The organism is Streptomyces luomodiensis (assembly GCF_031679605.1).
In the GTDB taxonomy this organism is placed as follows: Bacteria; Actinomycetota; Actinomycetes; order Streptomycetales; family Streptomycetaceae; genus Streptomyces; species Streptomyces luomodiensis.
The window spans coordinates 6,879,470-6,899,492 of record NZ_CP117522.1; the positions used below are offsets into that span (position 1 = coordinate 6,879,470).

Below are 20,023 nucleotides of genomic sequence, written 5' to 3' on the forward strand. Positions count from 1 at the left end.
TAATGTTCTTCCTGCGCCGGACGGGCGGCCGAGAGGTCGGGCCGGAGGCGCAAACCAAACAAAACCCCTTACGGGGGTGGCGTTTTGGTGGGGTATGGTGTAATTGGCAGCACGAGTGATTCTGGTTCACTTAGTCTAGGTTCGAGTCCTGGTACCCCAGCAGGAGATTCCTCGGTTCTCTGGTGGATCTCTTGATCAAAGCAGGACCAAGCCCCCGTTGTGTAGCGGCCTAGCACGCTGCCCTCTCAAGGCAGTAGCGCCGGTTCGAATCCGGTCGGGGGTACGGATCTCCTCGAAAGATGGAGATCGCTAGGGCCCCCGTTGTGTAGCGGCCTAGCACGCCGCCCTCTCAAGGCGGTAGCGCCGGTTCGAATCCGGTCGGGGGTACTGGTCTATACCATGGGCTATGGTGTAATTGGCAGCACGAGTGATTCTGGTTCATTTAGTCTAGGTTCGAGTCCTGGTAGCCCAGCGCTGTACATGATGCGCAGCAGCGTGTACGCAATCAGGCCCCCGTTGTGTAGCGGCCTAGCACGCCGCCCTCTCAAGGCGGTAGCGCCGGTTCGAATCCGGTCGGGGGTACCAGCGAGCAGCCCTCCGCGACAGCGCGGAGGGCTTTTCCGTATCCCGGTCACTCTCCGAAGCGGCGGCCGGATTCCTCGGTTTGCGCCAGCCGCCGCAGGCTGAGCAGCACCGGTTCGTAGAGCACCGTGAGCGCCACCACGGCCTCGATCCGCTCGGGCGGGTCGTTCCGGTCGGCCGCCGCGGGGAGCGCGCGGCCGACCGGTTGTCGCTGAAGCGGGCGTAAGGGCGCCATGGGCGCCGTAAGGCGGTGATCAATTTCCCCGGCGCAGTGCGTCCGTCAGGCGTGCTGCCGCGTCGATCACGGCCTGGGCGTGCATCCGGCCCGGGTGGCGGGTCAGCCGCTCGATCGGTCCGGAGACCGAGACGGCGGCGACCACGCGGTTGGAGGGGCCGCGCACGGGGGCCGAGACGGATGCCACGCCGGGCTCCCGCTCGCCGATCGACTGGGCCCAGCCCCGCCGCCGTACGCCCGACAGGGCCGTGGCGGTGAAGCGGGCGCCTTGCAGCCCGCGGTGCAGTCGCTCGGGCTCCTCCCAGGCCATCAGCACCTGGGCCGCCGAGCCGGCCTTCATGGGGAGGGTGGAGCCGACCGGCACGGTGTCCCGCAGTCCGGACAGCCGCTCGGCCGCGGCGACGCAGATGCGCATGTCTCCCTGGCGCCGGTAGAGCTGCGCGCTCTCGCCGGTCACGTCCCGGAGGTGGGTGAGTACCGGACCGGCCGTGGCGAGCAGCCGGTCCTCGCCCGCCGCCGCGGCCAGCTCGGCCAGGCGCGGGCCCAGAATGAAGCGTCCCTGCATGTCCCGCGCCACCATCCGGTGGTGCTCGAGTGCTACCGCGAGCCGGTGTGCCGTGGGGCGGGCGAGACCGGTCGCCCCGACCAGTCCGGCGAGGGTGGCCGGACCGGACTCCAGGGCGCTCAGCACCAGAGCCGCCTTGTCGAGAACGCCGACACCGCTAGTGTTGTCCATGAAACGATACTCGCGTCTCACACTGTGAAACGCAAGTTCAATTTCCTGGGATACCCGCCACTCTGTAAATGGTGGGCCCGCAGACCAGGGCACGCACTCGACACGAGTTGGGCCGGCACTGGCGCCGGCCGGAGGGAAAGCGATGGGACGGACACTCGCGGAGAAGGTCTGGGACGACCATGTCGTCCGGCACGCCGAAGGCGAGCCTGACCTGCTCTTCATCGATCTGCACCTGCTGCACGAGGTGACCAGCCCGCAGGCGTTCGACGGCCTGCGCAAGGCGGGTCGCACGGTCCGTCGTACCGATCTCACCCTCGCGACCGAGGACCACAACACCCCCACGCTCGACATCGACAAGCCGATCGCGGACCCCGTCTCCCGCGCCCAGTTGGAGACGCTGCGCAAGAACTGCGCGGAGTTCGGCGTCCGTCTGCACCCGCTCGGCGATGTCGAGCAGGGCGTCGTCCACGTGGTGGGACCGCAGCTGGGACTGACCCAGCCCGGGACGACCGTGGTCTGCGGTGACAGCCACACCTCGACCCACGGCGCCTTCGGCGCCCTCGCGTTCGGCATCGGCACCAGCCAGGTCGAGCATGTGCTGGCGACCCAGACGCTGCCGCTCGCGCCGTTCAAGACCATGGCGATCACCGTCGAGGGCGAGCTGCCCGAGGGGGTCACCGCCAAGGACCTGATCCTGGCGATCATCGCGAAGATCGGTACCGGCGGCGGTCAGGGCTATGTGATCGAATACCGCGGCTCCGCCATCGAGAAGCTCTCGATGGAGGCCCGGATGACCGTGTGCAACATGTCCATCGAGGCGGGCGCCCGCGCGGGCATGATCGCCCCGGACGAGACCACCTTCGCCTATCTGGAGGGCCGCCCGCACGCCCCCCAGGGCGCCGACTGGGACGCCGCCGTCGCGTACTGGCGCACCCTGCGCAGCGACGACGACGCGGTCTTCGACCGTGAGGTCGTCATCGACGCCTCCGAACTCGCCCCGTTCGTCACCTGGGGCACCAACCCCGGCCAGGGCGCGCCGCTGTCGGCCTCGGTTCCGGATCCCGCCTCCTTCGAGGACGCCAGCGAGCGGTTCGCCGCCGAGAAGGCCCTGGAGTACATGGGTCTGACGGCGGGTCAGCCGCTGCGCGACATCACGGTGGACACCGTCTTCGTCGGTTCCTGCACCAACGGCCGCATCGAGGACCTGCGCTCCGCCGCCTCGGTGCTGTCCGGCCGTTCGGTGGCCGACGGCGTACGGATGCTGGTGGTCCCCGGCTCGGTGCGGGTCGCCCTCCAGGCCGTCGAGGAGGGTCTGGACAAGGTGTTCACCGCCGCCGGCGCCGAGTGGCGGCACGCGGGCTGCTCGATGTGCCTGGGCATGAACCCCGACCAGCTCGCGCCCGGTGAGCGGTCGGCGTCCACGTCGAACCGCAACTTCGAGGGCCGGCAGGGCAAGGGCGGCCGGACCCACCTGGTCTCGCCGCAGGTCGCCGCCGCCACCGCGGTGCTCGGCCACCTGGCCTCGCCCGCCGACCTGTCCGACGCCGCCGTATCGACTCCCGTGGGGGCCTGAGCAGTCATGGAAGCATTCACCACGCACACCGGCCGGGCCATCCCGCTGCGCCGCAGCAATGTGGACACGGACCAGATCATCCCGGCGCACTGGCTGAAGAAGGTCACCCGCGACGGCTTCGAGGACGGACTCTTCGAGGCGTGGCGCAAGGACCCGGAGTTCGTGCTCAACAAGGCCGAGTACAAGGACGGAACGGTCCTGGTGGCCGGCCCCGACTTCGGCACCGGTTCCTCGCGTGAGCACGCGGTGTGGGCGCTGCAGAACTACGGCTTCAAGGCCGTCATCTCGTCCCGCTTCGCCGACATCTTCCGCGGCAACTCCCTCAAGAACGGACTGCTGACCGTCGTCCTGCCGCAGGAGACCGTGGACCAGCTGTGGAAGCTGGTCGAGGCGGACCCCGCCGCGGAGGTCACCGTGGACCTCGTCGCCCGCCAGGTTCGAGCCGAGGGCATCACGGCTGATTTTGAGCTTGACGAGAACGCCAGGTGGCGACTCCTGGAGGGGCTGGACGACATCAGCCTCACCCTCCGGGAGGAGGAGCACATCGCCGCGTACGAGGCGCGCCGCCCCTCCTTCAAGCCGAGCACCGTGGAGGTCTGACCCCCCGGTTTCCCCTGCGTAGAGCGGGTTTGGCAAGATGCGCCGCCGGTCCTCGGACCGGCGGCGCATCGGCATGTTGAGGCCCCATGAAGCGACAACTCGCCTCAGATGGCACAATCAGTGCATGGAACGCGACGGCCAACTCGAGCTCTACGGCCTCGTCGCCGACCGGCTCAAGGAAGCGCACGCAAAGGTGCGCGCACTGCAAGTCCCGGAGGGCGTACGGATGGCGCTGTCCCGGAAGCTGCTGGTCATCACCTCGGCGGCGAAACACGATCTCGCGGGCGCGGCAAAGCGTCTGGAGCGGTTGATGAACGACATCGACGAGGGGCGTTTCCCCCAAGATCCCGACACCGACGGAAGTCCGTGACGATCTAGTGCGTTGCGGCACAAGGGTGATTAGCCCGTTTCGTGTTTGATTTGCGGTATATATCTGCCTAACGTGCGAAAAAGCTTGAACACATTGATTCCGGCAATGCCTCCGAAGGGGAAGACGTGAACAAGGCGCAGCTCGTAGAAGCGATTGCCGACAAGCTCGGCGGCCGTCAGCAGGCCGCCGATGCGGTCGACGCCGTCCTGGATGCCATCGTCCGGGCGGTCGTCGCCGGGGAGCGAGTTTCGGTCACTGGATTCGGCTCGTTCGAGAAGGTGGAACGTCCTGCCCGGTACGCCCGTAACCCGCAGACCGGGGAGCGCGTGCGGGTCAAGAAGACCTCGGTGCCCCGCTTCCGTCCCGGCCAGGGGTTCAAGGACCTGGTGAGCGGCTCCAAGAAGCTCCCGCGCGGGGGCGAGGTCGCCGTGAAGAAGGCCCCCAAGGGCAGCCTCCAGGCGGCGGCGAAGAAGGCCGCGGCCAAGAAGGCGGCCAAGAAGGCTCCCGCGAAGAAGGCGCCCGCGGCGAAGAAGGCCCCCGCCGCCAAGAAGGCCCCGGCCAAGGCGGCGGCGAAGAAGGCCCCCGCCAAGAAGGCCCCCGCCGCCAAGAAGGCACCCGCCAAGGCCACGGCGAAGAAGGCCCCGGCCCGCAAGACCACCGCGCGCAAGACCACCGCGAAGAAGACCACCGCGAGGAAGCGCTAGTCGGCGGCGCACAGGCGCCGCACCGTTCACGCGCCGGGCCGGGCTCCCCGAGGGAGCCCGGCCCGCGGTGCTGTCGGCGCCCGGTCCGGCGTCGCCGCTCCGGGTGTTCCAGGTCTTCCAGACGCTCCAGGCCGTCCGTCACCTCCGGACCCGTGAAAGGTCCGTGCTCAGGGCGTCCGCCTCGCTCAGAACGTTGGCAGCTCAGAACGTCCGCGTCGCTCAGAACGTCCGCCTCGCTCAGAACGTCCGCCTCGCTCAGAACGTCCGTAGCTCAAAAGTCCGCGTCGCTCAGAACGTCTGTAGCGTGACCAGGACGACCCGGCGCTCCTCGCCCTCGCCCGCCACCTCGATCCGCACCCGCTGCCCCGGGCGCAGCATCCGCAGCCCCCCGGCGTCGAAGGCCGCGGTGTCGAACGGCAGCGGGGTGCCGTCGTCGAGCAGCACGCTGCCGGCGCGGGTCTCGGGGTCGTACGTGTAGGCGGTTCCCTGCATGTCCGCCAGCCTAGCCCTGGTGTGGACGCCCACGCCCAGGGCCACCGCCGCGCGCAGATCCCCGGCCGTGTCCACGTCCCGCCGCACCGAGTCCACCCCCGCCAGCTCGATCTCCCGCGCCCCCGACGCCCGGTGCCGGACCCGGGAGGGGCCGCCGAAGGCGGGCGCGAGGCCGGCCCCCGGCGCCGCCGAGAGCAGTGTGGTGCCCACCCCCGCGGCGTCCGCCAGAAAAGCGCGTGAGAAGCCGGCGGCGGCCTCGAGCACCAGGTCGAGCTCCGCGGTCCGCAACGCCGGGAGATCGGCGTTCAGCGCCGCCACGGCGGCCTCCGGGCGCTCCTCGCGGACCGCGTCGGCGCCGTGCGCCAGCGCCGCGTTCAGACCGCGCCCGGGGAGATCGGGCAGGATCCGGGCGCCGAGGGCCGACAGCTCGCGTCCGGCGAGCGGGTCGTCGGTGACGACGGTCACGCCCCGCACCCACCGGCTCGCCAGCGCCGCGCCCACCGTGTCCTGCGCGAACGCGAGCGCGAGCGAGGCCCTGGGACCGTCCCCTGCGGCGTCGGAGAGCCTGGTCTTGGCTCGTGACAAGGGTTTCAGCGGCACCACGAGGGTCCAGGTCACACGGGCTCCGTTTGTTCCCACGGACCTCATTCTGACCTGCCGCCCGGCTCGCCGAAGACGTGCGGGGTTACGGTGTCCTCGACAGACGGGGTACCTGGAGCGACACTTGTGCGGCTGCCCGGACGGCAGCAAGCCAGCAGGTCAGCAGGGTCCAAGAGAGGATGTTCCGAGTGTCCGGCCGCAGAATCGGCTTCTGGTACCGCATGGCAGCGGTCTTGATCAAACCGCCGCTGGTGGTTCTGTTCAAGCGGGACTGGCACGGAATGGAGCACATTCCCGCCGACGGTGGATTTATCACCGCGATCAATCACAACTCGTATCTCGACCCGCTCTCCTACGCGCACTTCCAGTACAACACCGGAAGGGTGCCGCGCTTCCTCGCCAAGGCCGCCCTCTTCCGGGGCGGCTTCGTCGGCAGCATGCTCCGCGGCACCGGACAGATCCCCGTCTACCGCGAGTCCACCGACGCCGCCAACGCCTTCCGGGCCGCCGTGGACGCCATCAACAAGGGCGAATGCGTGGCCTTCTACCCCGAGGGCACCCTCACCCGGGACCCCGACATGTGGCCCATGCGCGGCAAGACCGGTGCGGCGCGGGTCGCGCTGCTCACCAAGGCCCCGGTCATCCCCGTCGCCCAGTGGGGCGCCAACGAGGCCGTTCCGCCGTACGCCAAGGAGAAGCGGCTGCGCCTCTTCCCCCGCAAGACCCTCAAGGTGCACGCCGGCCCGCCGGTGGACCTGTCCGAGTTCTACGGCCAGGAGCCCACCGCCGAGGTCCTCCGGGCGGCCACCGACACCATCATGGACGCCATCACCGACCTCCTGTCCGAGGTGCGCGGAGAGCCCGCGCCCGCCCGGCGGCCCGACCGGCCCACCCGCCCCCGCACCGACGGCCGACCGTTCCCGGTGGCCGATGAGGAGAGCAAGTGACGCGCTGCGCCGTCTTCGGCACCGGCTCCTGGGGCACCGCCTTCGCGATGGTGCTCGCCGACGCCGGCTGCGAGGTGACGCTGTGGGGCCGCCGGCCCGGTGTCGTCGAGGCCATCAACACCGAACGCGTCAATCCCGACTATTTCCCCGGCGTCCGGCTGCCCGACGGCGTCCGGGCCACCACCGACCCGGCCGAGGCCGCCCGCGACGCGGAGTTCACCGTCTTCTCCGTGCCCTCCCAGACGCTGCGCGGCAACCTCGCCGAATGGGCCCCGCTGCTGCCCGGCGACACCGTGCTGGTCTCCCTGATGAAGGGCGTCGAACTCGGCACCGCCAAGCGGATGAGCGAGGTCATCCAGGAGGTCGCCAAGGCGCCCGCGGAGCGCGTCGCGGTGCTCACCGGGCCCAACCTCGCCAAGGAGATCGCCGCCCGGCAGCCCGCCGCCTCCGTGGTGGCCTGCCCCGACGAGGACGTGGCGCGCCGCCTCCAGACCGCCTGCCACACCGCGTACTTCCGCCCGTACACCAACACCGACGTGGTCGGCTGTGAACTGGGCGGCGCGGTGAAGAACGTCATCGCGCTGGCCGTGGGCATCGCCGACGGCATGGGGCTCGGCGACAACACCAAGGCGTCGCTCATCACCCGCGGCCTCGCCGAAACGACCCGGCTGGGCCTGGCGATGGGCGCCGACGCGCACACCTTCGCGGGCCTGGCCGGTATGGGCGACCTCGTGGCCACCTGCTCCTCCCCGCTCTCCCGCAACCACACCTTCGGCACCAACCTGGGCCGCGGGATGACACTGGAGGAGACCATCGCGGTCACCAAGCAGACCGCGGAGGGCGTCAAGTCGTGCGAGTCCGTGCTGGATCTCGCCCGCCGCCACGACGTCGACATGCCCATCACCGAGACCGTGGTCGGGATCGTGCACGACGGCAAACAGCCCCTTGTCGCACTCAAAGAGCTGATGTCCCGCAGCGCCAAGGCCGAGCGGCACTGACGCGGCGCGGACCGCAAGGTAATCTCAACGCGATATGAGCAGCCAGACCCCTTCCCCAGGCCCTGTTCCGGCTTCCTCCGGAGGTGAGCGGCGGAAGCCGCGCGTCGCCGTCGTCTTCGGCGGCCGCAGCTCCGAGCACGCCATCTCGGTGGTCACCGCCGGCGCCGTGCTGCGCGCCATCGACCGCGAGAAGTACGACGTGCTGCCGATCGGCATCACCGTGGACGGCCGTTGGGCGCTGACCGCCGACGAGCCCGAGCGGATGGCCATCGCGGGCCGCGAGCTGCCCAGCGTCGAACGGCTCGCCGAGTCCAGCGAGGGTTCGGTCGTCCTCCCGGTCGACCCGGGGAACCGCGAGGTCGTCTACAGCGAGCCGGGCGCGGTGCCCAAGGCGCTGGGCGACGTCGACGTCGTCTTCCCCATGCTGCACGGCCCGTACGGTGAGGACGGCACCCTCCAGGGGTTGCTGGAGCTGTCCGGGGTGCCCTATGTGGGCGCCGGGGTGCTCGCCTCCGCCGTGGGCATGGACAAGGAGTACATGAAGCGGGTGTTCGTCTCCTTCGGGCTGCCCGTCGGCCCGTACGAGGTGATCCGCCCCCGGGCCTGGGAGCAGGATCCTTCCGCCGCCCGTCGCAGGATCGTGGAGTTCGCCGAGGAGCACGGCTGGCCGCTCTTCGTGAAGCCCGCGCGCGCCGGCTCGTCCTTCGGCATCAGCAAGGTCGAGAACGCGGCGGACCTGGACGCGGCCATCGAGGAGGCCCGGCGCCACGACCCGAAGGTCATCGTGGAGGCGCTGCTGCGCGGCCGCGAGATCGAATGCGGGGTGCTGGAGTACGAGGACGGGCCGCGGGCCAGCGTGCCCGCCGAGATCCCGCCGGTCTCCTCCCACGCCTTCTACGACTTCGAGGCGAAGTACATCGACTCCGCGGACGGCATCGTGCCCGCGCCGCTCACCGAGGAGCAGACCCGGCGGGTCCAGGAGCTCGCGGTGGCCGCCTTCGACGCGGCGTCCTGCGAGGGGCTGGTCCGGGCCGACTTCTTCCTGCTGGACAGCGGCGAGTTCGTGATCAACGAGATCAACACGATGCCCGGCTTCACCCCGATCTCGATGTACCCGCGCATGTGGCAGGAGAGCGGTGTGAGCTATCCCGAGCTGGTGGACCGGCTGCTCCAGGCCGCGCTGCGCCGCTCGACGGGACTGCGCTAGACCGCTCCCGCCGGCCGGCGCACCTAGGCCACGCCCTTGGGCACCGTCTCCTTGACGGCGTGGGCGAGGTCGAGCAGGACGTTGATCTCGGGGGCGTACTTCCCGGGCACGGTGACCTCGACGTACGCCCGGCGCAGTACGGTGGTGAAGCGGTAGCCGTCCTTCTGCTTCTCCGGGAGCCAATCGACGCCGTTCACCTCGACCGACTCGGTCGCGGAGGTCATCGCCTCCGATCGGGGGACCCCGCAGCGCAGCCGCACGGCGGGGTCGCCCCATAGGGCGGTGTAGTCCGAGGCGGGCTCGGCGGTGCGCCGCTCGAGCCCGTTCACGGTCCCCGGCAGTTCCTTGTGCAGCGCCCGGCACATCGCCACCGCTTGCGGGGACGGGGTGGGGACCGGCACGTCGGCGTCGCCGGAGTCCTTGGCGAAGGAGCAACCGGCCACCGGCACCAGAGCGAGCGCCACGGTGGCGGCCAACGGAACCAGCCTTCGGGTGAGACTACGGTGTGCGGAATTCACCGGCCGAGCATACGGGGGAGCTAGAGATGGACGACCGGGCAGGTCAGGGTGCGGGTGATGCCGTCCACTTGCTGGACTTTCGCGACCACCATGCGGCCGAGCTCATCGACCGTCTCGGCCTGGGCGCGCACGATCACGTCGTAGGGGCCCGTGACGTCCTCCGCCTGTATCACTCCGGGAAGCTTGGCGATGACGTCGGCCACGGCGGAGGCCTTGCCGACCTCGGTCTGGATCAGGATGTACGCCTGTACCACGGAACCTCCAGGGCGGCTACGAGGATCATGTGGAGAGAAGGGACGCCACGGTACCGCGTCGTCATGCGGCGCGGGGAGACCCGCGCGGGGAGCGCGGCGCGGCGGGCAAGCGGCCACGAGCACGAAGGGGCGATGGGATGAAGGGCACCGTGGGCGAGTTGGGGGAGTTCGGGCTCATCAGAGAGCTCACATCCCGGCTCACCAGCACCCCGGCGGTGAGGCTGGGTCCGGGTGACGACGCCGCGGTCGTGGCCGCGCCCGACCGGAGGGTCGTGGCCAGTACGGACCTCCTGCTGGAGGGCCGGCACTTCCGCCGGGACTGGTCCACCGCCTATGACGTGGGCCGTAAGGCCGCCGCCCAGAACCTGGCCGACATCGCGGCGATGGGCGCGGTGCCGACCGCCCTGCTGCTCGGCCTGGTCGTCCCCGCCGATCTCCCGGTGACCTGGCCGACCGAACTGATGGACGGCATCCGCGACGAATGCCAGGTGGCGGGCGCGGCCGTGGTCGGCGGCGATGTGGTGCGCGGGGAGACCATCACCATCGCGATCACCGCACTGGGTGATCTGCGCAACCACGAGCCGGTCACCCGATCCGGTGCCCAGCCCGGCGACGTTGTCGCGGTCACCGGCTGGCTGGGCTGGTCGGCGGCCGGGCATGCGGTGCTCTCCCGCGGCTTCCGCTCGCCGCGGGCCTTCGTCGAGGCGCACCGCCGACCGGAGCCGCCGTACCACGCCGGGCCCGCCGCCGCCGGGCTCGGCGCGACCGCGATGACCGATGTGAGCGACGGACTGGTGGCCGACCTCGGGCATATCGCGGAGGCCAGCAAGGTCCGCATCGATCTGCGCTCGGGAGACATCGACATCCCCACGCAGATGTCGGACATCGGCCAGGCGGTGGGCGTCGATCCGCTGCAGTGGGTGCTCAGCGGGGGAGAGGACCACGCGATCGTGGCCACCTTCCCGCCCGACGCCAAGCTGCCGGCCCGCTGGAAGGTGATCGGCGAGGTGCTGAACCCCTCGGCGCTGCCCCAGGTGACGGTGGACGGAGCTCCCTGGACACACGGGGGCTGGGACCACTTCGGCGACAGTAAGGGCGCCGAGTAGACGGTAAGGACGCCGGGCGGCGGCGCCGGGTGACGGTGAGGGCGCCGCGTGGGGGGCGCCGAGCAGACGGTGAGGGCGCCGCGTAGGGGCGCCGGGAGGGCCGGGTAGATTCGGCCATATGGCCATACCTCCCTGTGTCCCCCGCCCCTCCCAGGACGACTCGGCACCCGTGCGCGTGCTCACCGTCGCCGGATCGGACTCCGGCGGCGGTGCGGGCATCCAGGCCGATCTGAAGACGATGCTGGCCCTGGGCGGCCACGGCATGAGCGTGATCACCGCGGTGACGGCGCAGAACTCACTGGGCGTCCAGGGCGCCTGGGAGCTGTCCGCCGAGGCCGTGCGCGCCCAGTTCCGCAGCGTGGTAGACGACATCGGCGTCCAGGCGGTCAAGACCGGCATGCTGGCGACCGCCGAACTGGTCGAGACCGTCGCCGCGCTGCTGGCGGGCCTCTCCGTGCCGGTGGTCGTCGATCCGGTCGGGGTCTCCAAGCACGGCGATCCGCTGCTGGCCGCCGAGGCGCTCGACGCGGTCCGTACGAAGCTGCTGCCGACCGCGACCGTCGCCACGCCCAACCTGGACGAGGTGGCCCAGCTCACCGGCGTCCGGGTGGAGACGGAGGGCGACCAGCGGCGGGCGGCCGGTGCGGTGCTGGCCCATGGACCGCGCTGGGCGCTGATCAAGGGCGGCCATCTGCCCGGCGACGAGGCGGTGGACCTGCTCACGGACGGCACCGAGGAGCACTGGCTGCGGGCGCCCCGCCACGACAACCGCCATACGCACGGCACGGGGTGCACCCTCGCGGCGGCGATCGCCACGTATCTGGCGGGCGGGTACGAGGTCCCCCAGGCCGTCACGGCGGCCAAGGACTACGTCACGGGCGCCATCGCGGCGGGCTTCCCCCTGGGCGCGGGGATCGGACCGGTCGACCACGGCTGGCTGCGCTAGCGACTACAGGGGTCCGGGTCTTCCGGCCGGGGGAGGCGCCTCCCAGCGGTGCCCGAGGGAACCGAGCCCGGAAAACACGGAGCCGGTCCACACCAGTGGTGGACCGGCTCAGGCGACCGGATCCCGCTCCAGCGGGGAGGCCGGGCGACTAGCGCGAGACCTTGCCGGCCTTGATGCACGAGGTGCAGACGTTGAGCCGCTTCGGGGTGCGACCGACCACAGCGCGCACCGTCTGGATGTTGGGGTTCCAACGACGGCGGGTGCGGCGGTGCGAGTGCGAGATGTTGTTGCCGAAGCCCGGCCCCTTGCCGCAGACGTCGCAGTTGGCAGCCACGGGTTACTCCAAAGACGGGTCAGCCTCGCTTCCCGCGAGGAGACAGGACACTTGACGGATGCCCCGGGCGTTGCCTGGATCGTGGAGGATCGGCGGCGCCTGGGGGAATGGCCCGATTCGCATCGGGCAACCGGAGCAGCATACAACGGCCACTCCCGTACAACGAAACTATCATGGCTGGCCCGGCCCCCGCCGAGGGCGGCGACTACCCTGCGATGACGCGCCGCCCGCCCCCGCCCCAGCAGCCTCCGAGGAGGACGTTACGTGCCGCACACGCTCGACGCCGATGCGGTACGGATGTGGTGCGGGCTGGCGCTGGACGCGCTGGGCCGGGCCCGCGCGGACATCGACGCGATCAACGTCTATCCGGTCGCGGACGGGGACACCGGCACCAATCTGTATCTGACCGTCGAGTCCGCCGCCCAGGCCGTCGACGCCGCCTTCAACGGCCACGCCGCCTCGGCCGCCGCCTCCCGTCCCACCCTCGCCGATGTGGTGCGCGCGATGGCCCATGGCGCGCTGATCGGCGCGCGGGGCAACTCCGGCACGATCCTGGCGCAGCTGCTGCGCGGTATGGCGGACGTCCTGGCGGACGGCCAGGCGCCGGGAGACGGGGACGAAGGCGGAGGCAAAGGCGGCGACGGGGACGCCCCCGCCGTCGGCCGGGGCGAGGCCGATGACCTGCGCCGAGCGCTGCGGCGCGCGGTCGACCTCGCCTACCTGGCCGTCGCGCACCCCGTCGAAGGCACCGTCCTTACGGTCGCCGTGGCCGCCGCCGAGGGCGCGGAGCGCGCCACGGGCGACATCGCCACCGTGGCCCGCGCGGCCTACGAGGGCGCCCGTGCGGCGCTCCAGGCCACCCCCGGCCAGCTCGACGTCCTCGGCCGCGCGGGGGTGGTCGACGCGGGCGGCTACGGCCTGGTGACGGTCCTGGGCGGGCTCGCCGAGGCCCTGTCGGGCGAGGCCCCCGCCGCGCTCGCGCCGGTCCGGCCCCGCCGTGGCATCCGCCCGCCCGCGGCGGCCGACGGACACGACCCCGCGGGCTGCCCCGCCGACGGCGCCCCGGACGGCGGACCCGCCTTCGAGGTGATCTACCTCCTGGAGGCCGACGACACGGCCGTGACCGCCCTGAGGAAGCGGCTGGACGCCCTCGGCGACTCCCTGGTGATCGTCGGCGGGGACGGCCTGTGGAATGTGCATGTGCACGTGGACGACGCGGGGGCGGCCGTGGAGGCGGGTATCCAGGCCGGGCGCCCGTACAGGGTCCGGATCACCCACTTCGGCGGCGCCGCCGTCCGTAAGGCGGGCGCCGACGGTCCGGACCGGCCGGGCGCGGCCGTCGTCCTGCCGGACCAGCCCGGCTCCCAGGGCCCCACCGGTGCCCCGCGCGCCGAGCGCGCGGGCCGCGCCGTGGTCGCCGTCGTCCCCGGCGACGGCCTCGCCGCACTGTGCGCCGAGGCCGGCGCGACCGCGGTCGCCACCCGCCCCGGCGAGCCGCCCGCCAGTGGCGAGCTGGTCGACGCGATCCGCCGGACCGACGCCCGGGAGGTCGTACTGCTGCCGAACGGCACCGAGCTGCACCACACGGCCGCCGCCGCGGCGGCCCAGGCCCGCGCCGAGGGCGTACGGGCCGCGGTGATCCCCACCCGCTCCGCCGTCCAGGGCATCGCCGCGCTCGCCGTCCACGAACCCGGCCGCAGCTTCGACGAGGACGTGGTCGCCATGACCTCGGCCGCCGGCGCCACCCGCTACGCGGAACTGGCCGTCGCCGAACACCAGTCCTGGACCATGGCCGGGGTGTGCCAGGCCGGGGATGTCCTGGGCATGATCGACGGTGATGTGGCGGTGATCGGCTCGGAGCTGGCCGCGACCGCCGAGACGGTGCTGGACCGGATGCTGGCGTCGGGCGGCGAGATGGTCACCCTGGTGCTCGGCGCGGGCCTTCCGGACGAGGTCGCCGAACGGCTGGAACGGCATGTGCGGGAGGGGCACTTCGCCGTCGACACGGTCGTCTACCACGGCGGTCAGCCCACCACGCCGCTGATCATAGGCATCGAATGAGCCCGAGGCATCGAATGCGCCCGAGGCGTCGAAGAGGCGTCGAACGAGCCCGGCGCCCGGCCCCGGCCGCTGCATCATCCCGCTTGTCGGTCCCGTGGTGTGCAATGGACGGGTGCCCGTGCTGGATGAACCCCTGAAGAAGGTCCTGGGCGGCAACACCGCGAAGGTGATGGCCGACCATCTCGACCTGCACACCGTCGGCGATCTGCTGCACCACTACCCGAGGCGGTACGCCGAGCGCGGTGAGCTGACCCGGCTGTCCGATCTGCCCCTGGACGAGCATGTGACCGTCGTGGCGCAGGTCGCCGACGCCCGGGTGCACACGTTCAACGGCGGCCGGGGCCGGCGGCTGGAGGTCACCATCACCGACGGCAGCGGCCGCCTCCAGCTGGTCTTCTTCGGCAAGGGCGTCCACAAGCCGAAGGCGGAGCTCCAGCCCGGCACCCGCGCGATGTTCGCCGGGAAGGTCTCGGTCTTCAACCGCAAGCGGCAGCTGGCCCACCCGGAGTTCAAGACGCTGGGCGCGGAGAGCGGCGCGGACGCCGTGGAGGCGTTCGCCAACCAGCTGCTGCCGCTGTACCCGGCGTGCAAGCAGATGGAGTCCTGGCAGATCCAGCAGGCCGTCGACACCGTGCTGGGCCCGGTGGGCCACGAGGAGGCCGCGCTGGCCGGGCTCGTCGACCCGCTGCCCGAGAGCCTCCGCGAGGGCCGGGGGCTGGCCACGCTCCCCGAGGCGCTGCGCCAGATCCACCGACCGCGCACCAAGACCGATATCGCCAGGGCCCGGGACCGTCTGAAGTGGGACGAGGCGTTCGTCCTGCAAGTGGCGCTCGCCCGGCGGCGGCGGGCCGACGCCCAGCTGCCCGCGGCGCCCCGCAAGCCCGTCCCGGACGGGCTGCTGACCGCCTTCGACGCCCGGCTGCCCTTCACCCTCACCGAGGGGCAGCGCCGGGTCAGCGAGGAGATCTTCGCCGACCTCGCCACCGAGCACCCGATGCACCGGCTGCTCCAGGGCGAGGTCGGCTCGGGAAAGACCATGGTCGCGTTGCGCGCGATGCTCGGCGTGGTGGACGCCGGGGGACAGGCGGCGATGCTCGCGCCCACGGAGGTGCTCGCCCAGCAGCACCACCGCTCGATCACGGAGATGATGGGCGAGCTGGCCGAGGGGGGCATGCTGGGCGGTGCGGAGCAGGGCACCAAGGTGGTGCTGCTCACGGGCTCCATGGGCGCCGCGGCCCGCCGCCAGGCGCTATTGGACCTGGTCACCGGCGAGGCGGGGATCGTGATCGGCACCCATGCCCTGATCGAGGACAAGGTCCAGTTCCACGACCTGGGTCTGGTGGTCGTCGACGAGCAGCACCGCTTCGGGGTCGAGCAGCGCGACGCACTGCGCTCCAAGGGCAAGCAGCCCCCGCATCTGCTGGTGATGACGGCCACCCCGATCCCGCGCACCGTCGCCATGACCGTCTTCGGCGACCTGGAGACCTCCGTCCTGGACCAGTTGCCCTCGGGCCGTTCCCCGATCGCCTCCCATGTGGTGCCCGCCAAGGACAAGCCGCACTTCCTGACCCGCGCCTGGGAGCGGGTGCGCGAGGAGGTGGCCGCCGGGCACCAGGCGTACGTGGTGTGCCCCCGGATCGGGGACGAGGAGGACGAATCCAAGGCGGCGAAGGACAAGAGCCCCGAGGACGACGCCGAGAAGCGGCCGCCGCTGGCCGTGGTCGACGTCGCCGAGCAGCTCACCAAGGGCCCGCTGCGCGATCTGCGGGTGGAGATGCTGCACGGGCGGATGCAGCCCGAGGCCAAGGACGAGGTGATGCGCCGCTTCGCCGCGGGCGAGGTGGACGTCCTGGTGGCCACGACCGTCATCGAGGTCGGGGTCAACGTCCCCAACGCCACCGCCATGGTGATCATGGACGCCGACCGGTTCGGCGTCTCCCAGCTGCACCAGCTGCGCGGCCGGGTCGGCCGTGGCTCGGCCGCCGGGCTGTGTCTGCTGGTGACCGACATGCCCGAGGGCAGCCCCGCACGGGCGCGGCTGGGCGCGGTCGCGGCCACGCTCGACGGCTTCGAGCTGTCCCGGATCGACCTGGAGCAGCGCCGGGAGGGCGATGTGCTCGGCCAGGCCCAGTCCGGGGTCCGCTCCTCGCTGCGGGTGCTCGCCGTCATCGACGACGAGGAGGTCATCGCGGCGGCCCGGGAGGAGGCCGCCACGATCGTCGCCGCCGATCCGGAGCTGGCCGGATACCCGGAGCTGCGGACCGCGCTGGACGCCCTGCTGGACAAGGAGCGCGAGGAGTTCCTCGACAAGGGCTGAGCCCGCGTCTCGACAGGGGCTGAGCCCGCATGGGGAGCGCGCGGCCACCGCCCGCCGCCGGACGCCATATCGTGGAGGTGCGGCGGCCTGCCCGGACGGGCGGGGTGCGCCGCTGCCCCGACCACCGCGAAGGACTGCCACCACCCATGACCCGCGTGATCGCCGGAGCGGCCGGCGGCCGCCGCCTGGCCGTGCCGCCGGGAAACGGCACCCGACCCACCTCGGACCGGGCGCGAGAGGGCCTGTTCTCCACCTGGGAGTCGCTGCTCGGCTCGCTGGACGGGACCCGCGTCCTCGACCTGTACGGCGGCTCCGGCGCGGTCGGCCTGGAGGCGCTGTCCCGCGGCGCCGCCCATGTGCTGCTGGTCGAGTCCGACCCGCGGGCGGCCCGTACGATCCGGCAGAACGTCCGGGCGCTCGGTCTGCCCGGCGCGGAGCTGCGGACCGGCCGGGCCGAACAGACCATCGCCGGACAGGCCCCCGTCACCGGTCCGTACGACGTCGTTTTCCTGGATCCGCCGTACGCGGTCACCGACGGCGAGATCCGGGAGATCCTGCTCACACTCCTGGGGAAGGGCTGGCTCGCTCCGGACGCGCTGGCCACCGTTGAGCGCAGCACACGAGGCGGGGAATTCGGGTGGCCGGCCGGATTTGAGGGGCTGCGGGCCCGTCGCTACGGCGAGGGGACGCTTTGGTACGGTCGCGCCGCCTCGACGTGCGAGAACGCGTCATGACCGGACCCGAGAGCGAGGAACTTCCGTTGCGCCGCGCAGTCTGTCCGGGGTCGTTCGACCCCGTCACCAATGGACACCTCGACATCATCGCCCGTGCCTCCAAGCTCTATGACGTCGTGCACGTCGCCGTGATGATCAACAAGTCCAAGCAGGGCCTGTTCACGGTGGAGGAGCGGATGGACCTCCTCCGCAAGACCACCGAGGAGTACGGAAACGTTCAGGTGGAGTCCTTCCACGGGCTCCTCGTCGACTTCTGCAAGCAGCGGGACATCCCCGCGATCGTCAAGGGGCTGCGGGCCGTCAGCGACTTCGACTACGAGCTCCAGATGGCCCAGATGAACAACGGCCTCTCCGGCGTGGAGACGCTGTTCGTGCCCACCAACCCCACCTACAGCTTCCTGTCCTCCAGCCTGGTCAAGGAGGTCGCGGCCTGGGGCGGTGACGTCTCCCACCTGGTGCCCCCGGTGGTCCTGGAGGCCCTCTCCGAGCGGCTCGGCAGGAAGTAGCGGCCGGCGGGGCCGGCTGACGGGGCGTCAGCGGCTGTCGGGAAGAGGCCCGCTGGCCGTACAGTCGTCCCGTTCGTTGTCCTCCGTTCCCATCCGCATCCAGAGAGTCTGCGAGCACCCACAGTGGACGTGCAGAAGAAGCTCGACGAGATCGTCGACACCGTCGGCAGCGCCCGGTCCATGCCCATGTCGGCCTCGTGCGTGCTCAACCGCGCCGAGCTGCTCGCCATGCTGGAAGAGGTGCGCGCGGCCCTCCCGGACTCCCTGGCCCACGCCCAGGAGCTGATCGGCGGCCGGGACCAGATGGTCGAGGAGGCCCGCCGGGAGGCCGAGCGGATCATCGAGTCCGCGCACGCCGAGCGCACCTCGCTGATCTCGGACACCGAACTGGTGCGCAAGTCCCAGGCGGAGGCCGACCGGATCCTCGCCGAGGCCCGCCGGGAGGCCGAGGAGATCCGCGTCGAGGCCGACGACTACGTCGACAGCAAGCTGGCCAACTTCGAGGTCGTGCTCACCAAGACGATCGGCTCGGTCGACCGCGGCCGGGAGAAGCTGCTCGGCCGCGCCCCCGGCGGCGAGGACGGCCTCGGGCACCCCGAGGAGGGGCCGGAGCGCAGCGCCGACCCGGCGACCCTGCGGCAGCGCGCCGACGAGTACGTGGACACCAAGCTCGGGGCCGTCTCGGCGGTCCTCGTCAAGACCCTGGAGGCGGTGGGCCGGGGCCGCCAGAAGCTGCTCGGCGCCCGGCCCATCGATGAGCTCGGCGCCCATATGGCGGCCCAGGACGAGGCGGGCATGGCCCTGCGGACCACCGACGACGACTATCTGGCGGACCTGGCCCAGTCCCAGGCGGCCGTCGCCCAGCCGGTCGCCCAGCCCGACCAGGCCGCCGCCGACGCCGCGTACTACGCCGCCACCGCGGGCTACCAGCAGCAGGACGCGTACGGCTACCAGCAGCAGGGCTACGTCCCGCAGCAGGACCCCTACGCCGCGCAGGGCGGCTATCAGCAGGACGCCTACGCCTGGCAGCAGCAGGCCCAGGCCCAGGGCTACGATCCGAACGCGGGCTACGCCGTCCCCCAGCAGCACCAGCACCATCAGCAGCACGAGCAGCAGCACCAGCATCATCAGCAGCAGCCGGGGGCCGCGCTCGACGAGACCAGCCTCTTCGACACGAGCATGATCGACCTCGATCAGCTCCGCCAGTACGAGCAGGGCCGGTAGCGCCCGTCCCCACCGGGTCGCCGGAACCCCGTCCCCACCGGGCGGATTGGGTCTACGGCGGCCCGTCCAGTATCCTGGCTCTTCGGTCGCGCGTACGTCCGCGATCTCGGCTGCCCGTTTCGTAGCAGGTGATCGGGCGGTCCGCCGCAGCGTAGAAAGCAGGAAGCCCTGAACGCCCGCCTCGACCACCGCGCCCCTCTCGTGTTCGACACGCGTGAGCTGGGCCGCCGTCCCGGTGCGCTCAAAAGGGTCTCCCGTTCCGTGGCGGCCCCCAAGGACCTCGGCATCGAGGTCATCGGGGTGCGGGAGGGCGCGACCGTGGAGCTGGACCTCCGCCTGGAGTCGGTCATGGAAGGGGTGCTTGTCACAGGCACCGCCCGTGCGCCGCTGACGGGGGAGTGCGTAAGGTGTCTGGAGCCGCTGGAGCGAGAGCTCGAAGTGGACTTCCAGGAGATGTACTCCTACCCCGACGCCGACGACCGGAGCCGCTACGCGGACACCGGCGACGACGCCGAGGAGGAGGACATGCTCTTCCTCGAGGCCGACCTGTTCGACCTCGAGCCCGTGCTGCGCGACGCGGTGGTGCTCGCACTGCCGCTGCAGCCGGTGTGCCGGGAGGACTGCCCGGGGCTGTGCGCCGACTGCGGCGCGCGGCTCGCGGACGACCCGGACCACCACCACGACGCCACCGACATCCGTTGGGCGGCACTGCAGGGACTCGCCGAGACCATCAGGGACGGCGAGAAGGACAACGCACCCCGCGAGCGCGGGGATGACTCACAGGAGAAGTAGCCGTGGCTGTTCCGAAGCGGAAGATGTCGCGCAGCAACACGCGCCACCGCCGGTCGCAGTGGAAGGCTGCGGTCCCCACCCTGGTGGCGTGCGAGCGCTGCCACGAGCCGAAGCAGCAGCACATCGCGTGCCCGAGCTGCGGCACCTACAACCGCCGCCAGGTCCTCGAGGTCTGATCGGCGGGTGA

The 20,023-nt window shown here is 71.5% G+C and carries 19 protein-coding genes, 5 tRNA genes and 3 pseudogenes; 21 read left to right on the forward strand and 6 right to left on the reverse strand.

Annotation, left to right across the window (positions count from 1 at the left end):
• The first annotated feature begins 88 nt into the window (after positions 1 to 88).
• From PS467_RS29075 to PS467_RS29095, 5 genes are all read left to right on the forward strand, one after another.
• Positions 89 to 160: transfer RNA gene (locus PS467_RS29075), tRNA-Gln, on the forward strand.
• Positions 161 to 210: 50 nt separating this feature from the next.
• A tRNA-Glu gene (locus PS467_RS29080) sits at positions 211 to 283 on the forward strand.
• 31 nt (positions 284 to 314) lie between these two features.
• A tRNA-Glu gene (locus PS467_RS29085) sits at positions 315 to 387 on the forward strand.
• A gap of 13 nt (positions 388 to 400) precedes the next feature.
• Positions 401 to 472: transfer RNA gene (locus tag PS467_RS29090), tRNA-Gln, on the forward strand.
• A 37-nt stretch (positions 473 to 509) separates the two neighbouring features.
• Positions 510 to 585: transfer RNA gene (locus PS467_RS29095), tRNA-Glu, on the forward strand.
• Positions 586 to 631: 46 nt separating this feature from the next.
• Here the strand turns inward: PS467_RS29095 and PS467_RS29100 are convergent.
• Positions 632 to 739 (reverse strand): annotated as a pseudogene (locus PS467_RS29100) (MerR family transcriptional regulator); the annotation flags it as partial.
• 97 nt (positions 740 to 836) lie between these two features.
• Entirely contained in the window at positions 837 to 1,553 is a 717-nt protein-coding gene (gene ndgR, locus PS467_RS29105) for an IclR family transcriptional regulator NdgR (protein WP_030834082.1), read from the reverse strand.
• A 142-nt stretch (positions 1,554 to 1,695) separates the two neighbouring features.
• On the opposite strand from ndgR, the gene leuC reads away from it, so the two are divergent.
• From leuC to PS467_RS29125, 4 genes are all read left to right on the forward strand, one after another.
• A complete protein-coding gene (gene leuC, locus PS467_RS29110) occupies positions 1,696 to 3,126 on the forward strand; it encodes a 3-isopropylmalate dehydratase large subunit (protein WP_311037710.1) in 1,431 nt (476 codons plus the stop codon).
• A gap of 6 nt (positions 3,127 to 3,132) precedes the next feature.
• The gene (gene leuD / locus PS467_RS29115; RefSeq protein WP_311037711.1) at positions 3,133 to 3,726 is read left to right on the forward strand and encodes a 3-isopropylmalate dehydratase small subunit; all 594 of its coding nucleotides are present in this window, start codon (positions 3,133 to 3,135) and stop codon (positions 3,724 to 3,726) included.
• Between the two features lie 124 nt (positions 3,727 to 3,850).
• Positions 3,851 to 4,096 (forward strand): SCO5555 family protein, encoded by a 246-nt coding sequence (locus PS467_RS29120; protein ID WP_268974629.1) that lies wholly within the window; start codon positions 3,851 to 3,853, stop codon positions 4,094 to 4,096.
• A gap of 125 nt (positions 4,097 to 4,221) precedes the next feature.
• Positions 4,222 to 4,800 (forward strand): HU family DNA-binding protein, encoded by a 579-nt coding sequence (locus PS467_RS29125; protein WP_311037712.1) that lies wholly within the window; start codon positions 4,222 to 4,224, stop codon positions 4,798 to 4,800.
• A gap of 495 nt (positions 4,801 to 5,295) precedes the next feature.
• Here the strand turns inward: PS467_RS29125 and cofC are convergent.
• Positions 5,296 to 5,910 (reverse strand): annotated as a pseudogene (gene cofC / locus PS467_RS29130) (2-phospho-L-lactate guanylyltransferase); the annotation flags it as partial.
• 170 nt (positions 5,911 to 6,080) lie between these two features.
• On the opposite strand from cofC, the gene PS467_RS29135 reads away from it, so the two are divergent.
• From PS467_RS29135 to PS467_RS29145, 3 genes are read left to right on the forward strand one after another with little or no spacing between them, the layout of a single operon-like run.
• Positions 6,081 to 6,839 carry a lysophospholipid acyltransferase family protein gene (locus tag PS467_RS29135; RefSeq protein ID WP_311037713.1) on the forward strand — a complete coding sequence of 253 codons (759 nt, stop codon included), beginning with the start codon at positions 6,081 to 6,083 and terminating at the stop codon, positions 6,837 to 6,839.
• Complete coding sequence (locus PS467_RS29140; RefSeq protein WP_311037714.1) at positions 6,836 to 7,837, forward strand: NAD(P)H-dependent glycerol-3-phosphate dehydrogenase; 1,002 nt, start codon at positions 6,836 to 6,838, stop codon at positions 7,835 to 7,837. Before PS467_RS29135 ends, PS467_RS29140 begins: the two co-directional genes overlap by 4 nt.
• A 34-nt stretch (positions 7,838 to 7,871) precedes the next feature.
• Entirely contained in the window at positions 7,872 to 9,044 is a 1,173-nt protein-coding gene (locus tag PS467_RS29145) for a D-alanine--D-alanine ligase family protein (protein ID WP_311037715.1), read from the forward strand.
• 23 nt (positions 9,045 to 9,067) lie between these two features.
• Here the strand turns inward: PS467_RS29145 and PS467_RS29150 are convergent, their stop codons facing one another.
• Both PS467_RS29150 and PS467_RS29155 read right to left on the reverse strand, forming a co-directional pair.
• Positions 9,068 to 9,520, reverse strand: a complete 453-nt coding sequence (locus PS467_RS29150; protein WP_311037716.1) for a DUF3515 domain-containing protein — start codon at positions 9,518 to 9,520, stop codon at positions 9,068 to 9,070.
• Positions 9,521 to 9,582: 62 nt separating this feature from the next.
• Positions 9,583 to 9,816 (reverse strand): Lrp/AsnC family transcriptional regulator, encoded by a 234-nt coding sequence (locus PS467_RS29155; protein WP_268974635.1) that lies wholly within the window; start codon positions 9,814 to 9,816, stop codon positions 9,583 to 9,585.
• Positions 9,817 to 9,953: 137 nt separating this feature from the next.
• Between PS467_RS29155 and PS467_RS29160 the strand changes: the two genes are divergently transcribed.
• Together PS467_RS29160 and thiD are read left to right on the forward strand one after the other, a co-directional pair.
• Entirely contained in the window at positions 9,954 to 10,922 is a 969-nt protein-coding gene (locus PS467_RS29160; RefSeq protein ID WP_311037717.1) for a thiamine-phosphate kinase, read from the forward strand.
• 118 nt (positions 10,923 to 11,040) lie between these two features.
• Entirely contained in the window at positions 11,041 to 11,868 is an 828-nt protein-coding gene (gene thiD, locus PS467_RS29165; protein WP_311037718.1) for a bifunctional hydroxymethylpyrimidine kinase/phosphomethylpyrimidine kinase, read from the forward strand.
• 223 nt (positions 11,869 to 12,091) lie between these two features.
• Here thiD and rpmB read toward each other — a convergent pair.
• Positions 12,092 to 12,202, reverse strand: a pseudogene (gene rpmB, locus PS467_RS42195) (50S ribosomal protein L28); the annotation flags it as partial.
• Positions 12,203 to 12,466: 264 nt separating this feature from the next.
• Here rpmB and PS467_RS29175 point away from each other — a divergent pair.
• The 7 genes from PS467_RS29175 (at position 12,467) to rpmF (ending at position 20,012) form a co-directional block, all read left to right on the forward strand.
• Entirely contained in the window at positions 12,467 to 14,263 is a 1,797-nt protein-coding gene (locus PS467_RS29175; protein WP_311037719.1) for a DAK2 domain-containing protein, read from the forward strand.
• A 169-nt stretch (positions 14,264 to 14,432) separates the two neighbouring features.
• Complete coding sequence (recG, locus tag PS467_RS29180; RefSeq protein ID WP_311039991.1) at positions 14,433 to 16,580, forward strand: ATP-dependent DNA helicase RecG; 2,148 nt, start codon at positions 14,433 to 14,435, stop codon at positions 16,578 to 16,580.
• Between the two features lie 146 nt (positions 16,581 to 16,726).
• Complete coding sequence (rsmD, locus tag PS467_RS29185) at positions 16,727 to 17,314, forward strand: 16S rRNA (guanine(966)-N(2))-methyltransferase RsmD (protein ID WP_268974639.1); 588 nt, start codon at positions 16,727 to 16,729, stop codon at positions 17,312 to 17,314.
• Positions 17,311 to 17,820 carry a pantetheine-phosphate adenylyltransferase gene (gene coaD, locus PS467_RS29190; protein ID WP_268974640.1) on the forward strand — a complete coding sequence of 170 codons (510 nt, stop codon included), beginning with the start codon at positions 17,311 to 17,313 and terminating at the stop codon, positions 17,818 to 17,820. Before rsmD ends, coaD begins: the two co-directional genes overlap by 4 nt.
• 123 nt (positions 17,821 to 17,943) lie before the next feature.
• Positions 17,944 to 19,044 (forward strand): cell division initiation protein, encoded by a 1,101-nt coding sequence (locus PS467_RS29195; protein ID WP_311037720.1) that lies wholly within the window; start codon positions 17,944 to 17,946, stop codon positions 19,042 to 19,044.
• A gap of 201 nt (positions 19,045 to 19,245) precedes the next feature.
• Entirely contained in the window at positions 19,246 to 19,836 is a 591-nt protein-coding gene (locus PS467_RS29200; RefSeq protein WP_311037721.1) for a YceD family protein, read from the forward strand.
• A 2-nt stretch (positions 19,837 to 19,838) separates the two neighbouring features.
• Positions 19,839 to 20,012: a 50S ribosomal protein L32 gene (rpmF, locus tag PS467_RS29205; protein WP_009714764.1), complete on the forward strand. Its 174-nt coding sequence runs from the start codon at positions 19,839 to 19,841 to the stop codon at positions 20,010 to 20,012.
• Positions 20,013 to 20,023: the final 11 nt, after the last annotated feature.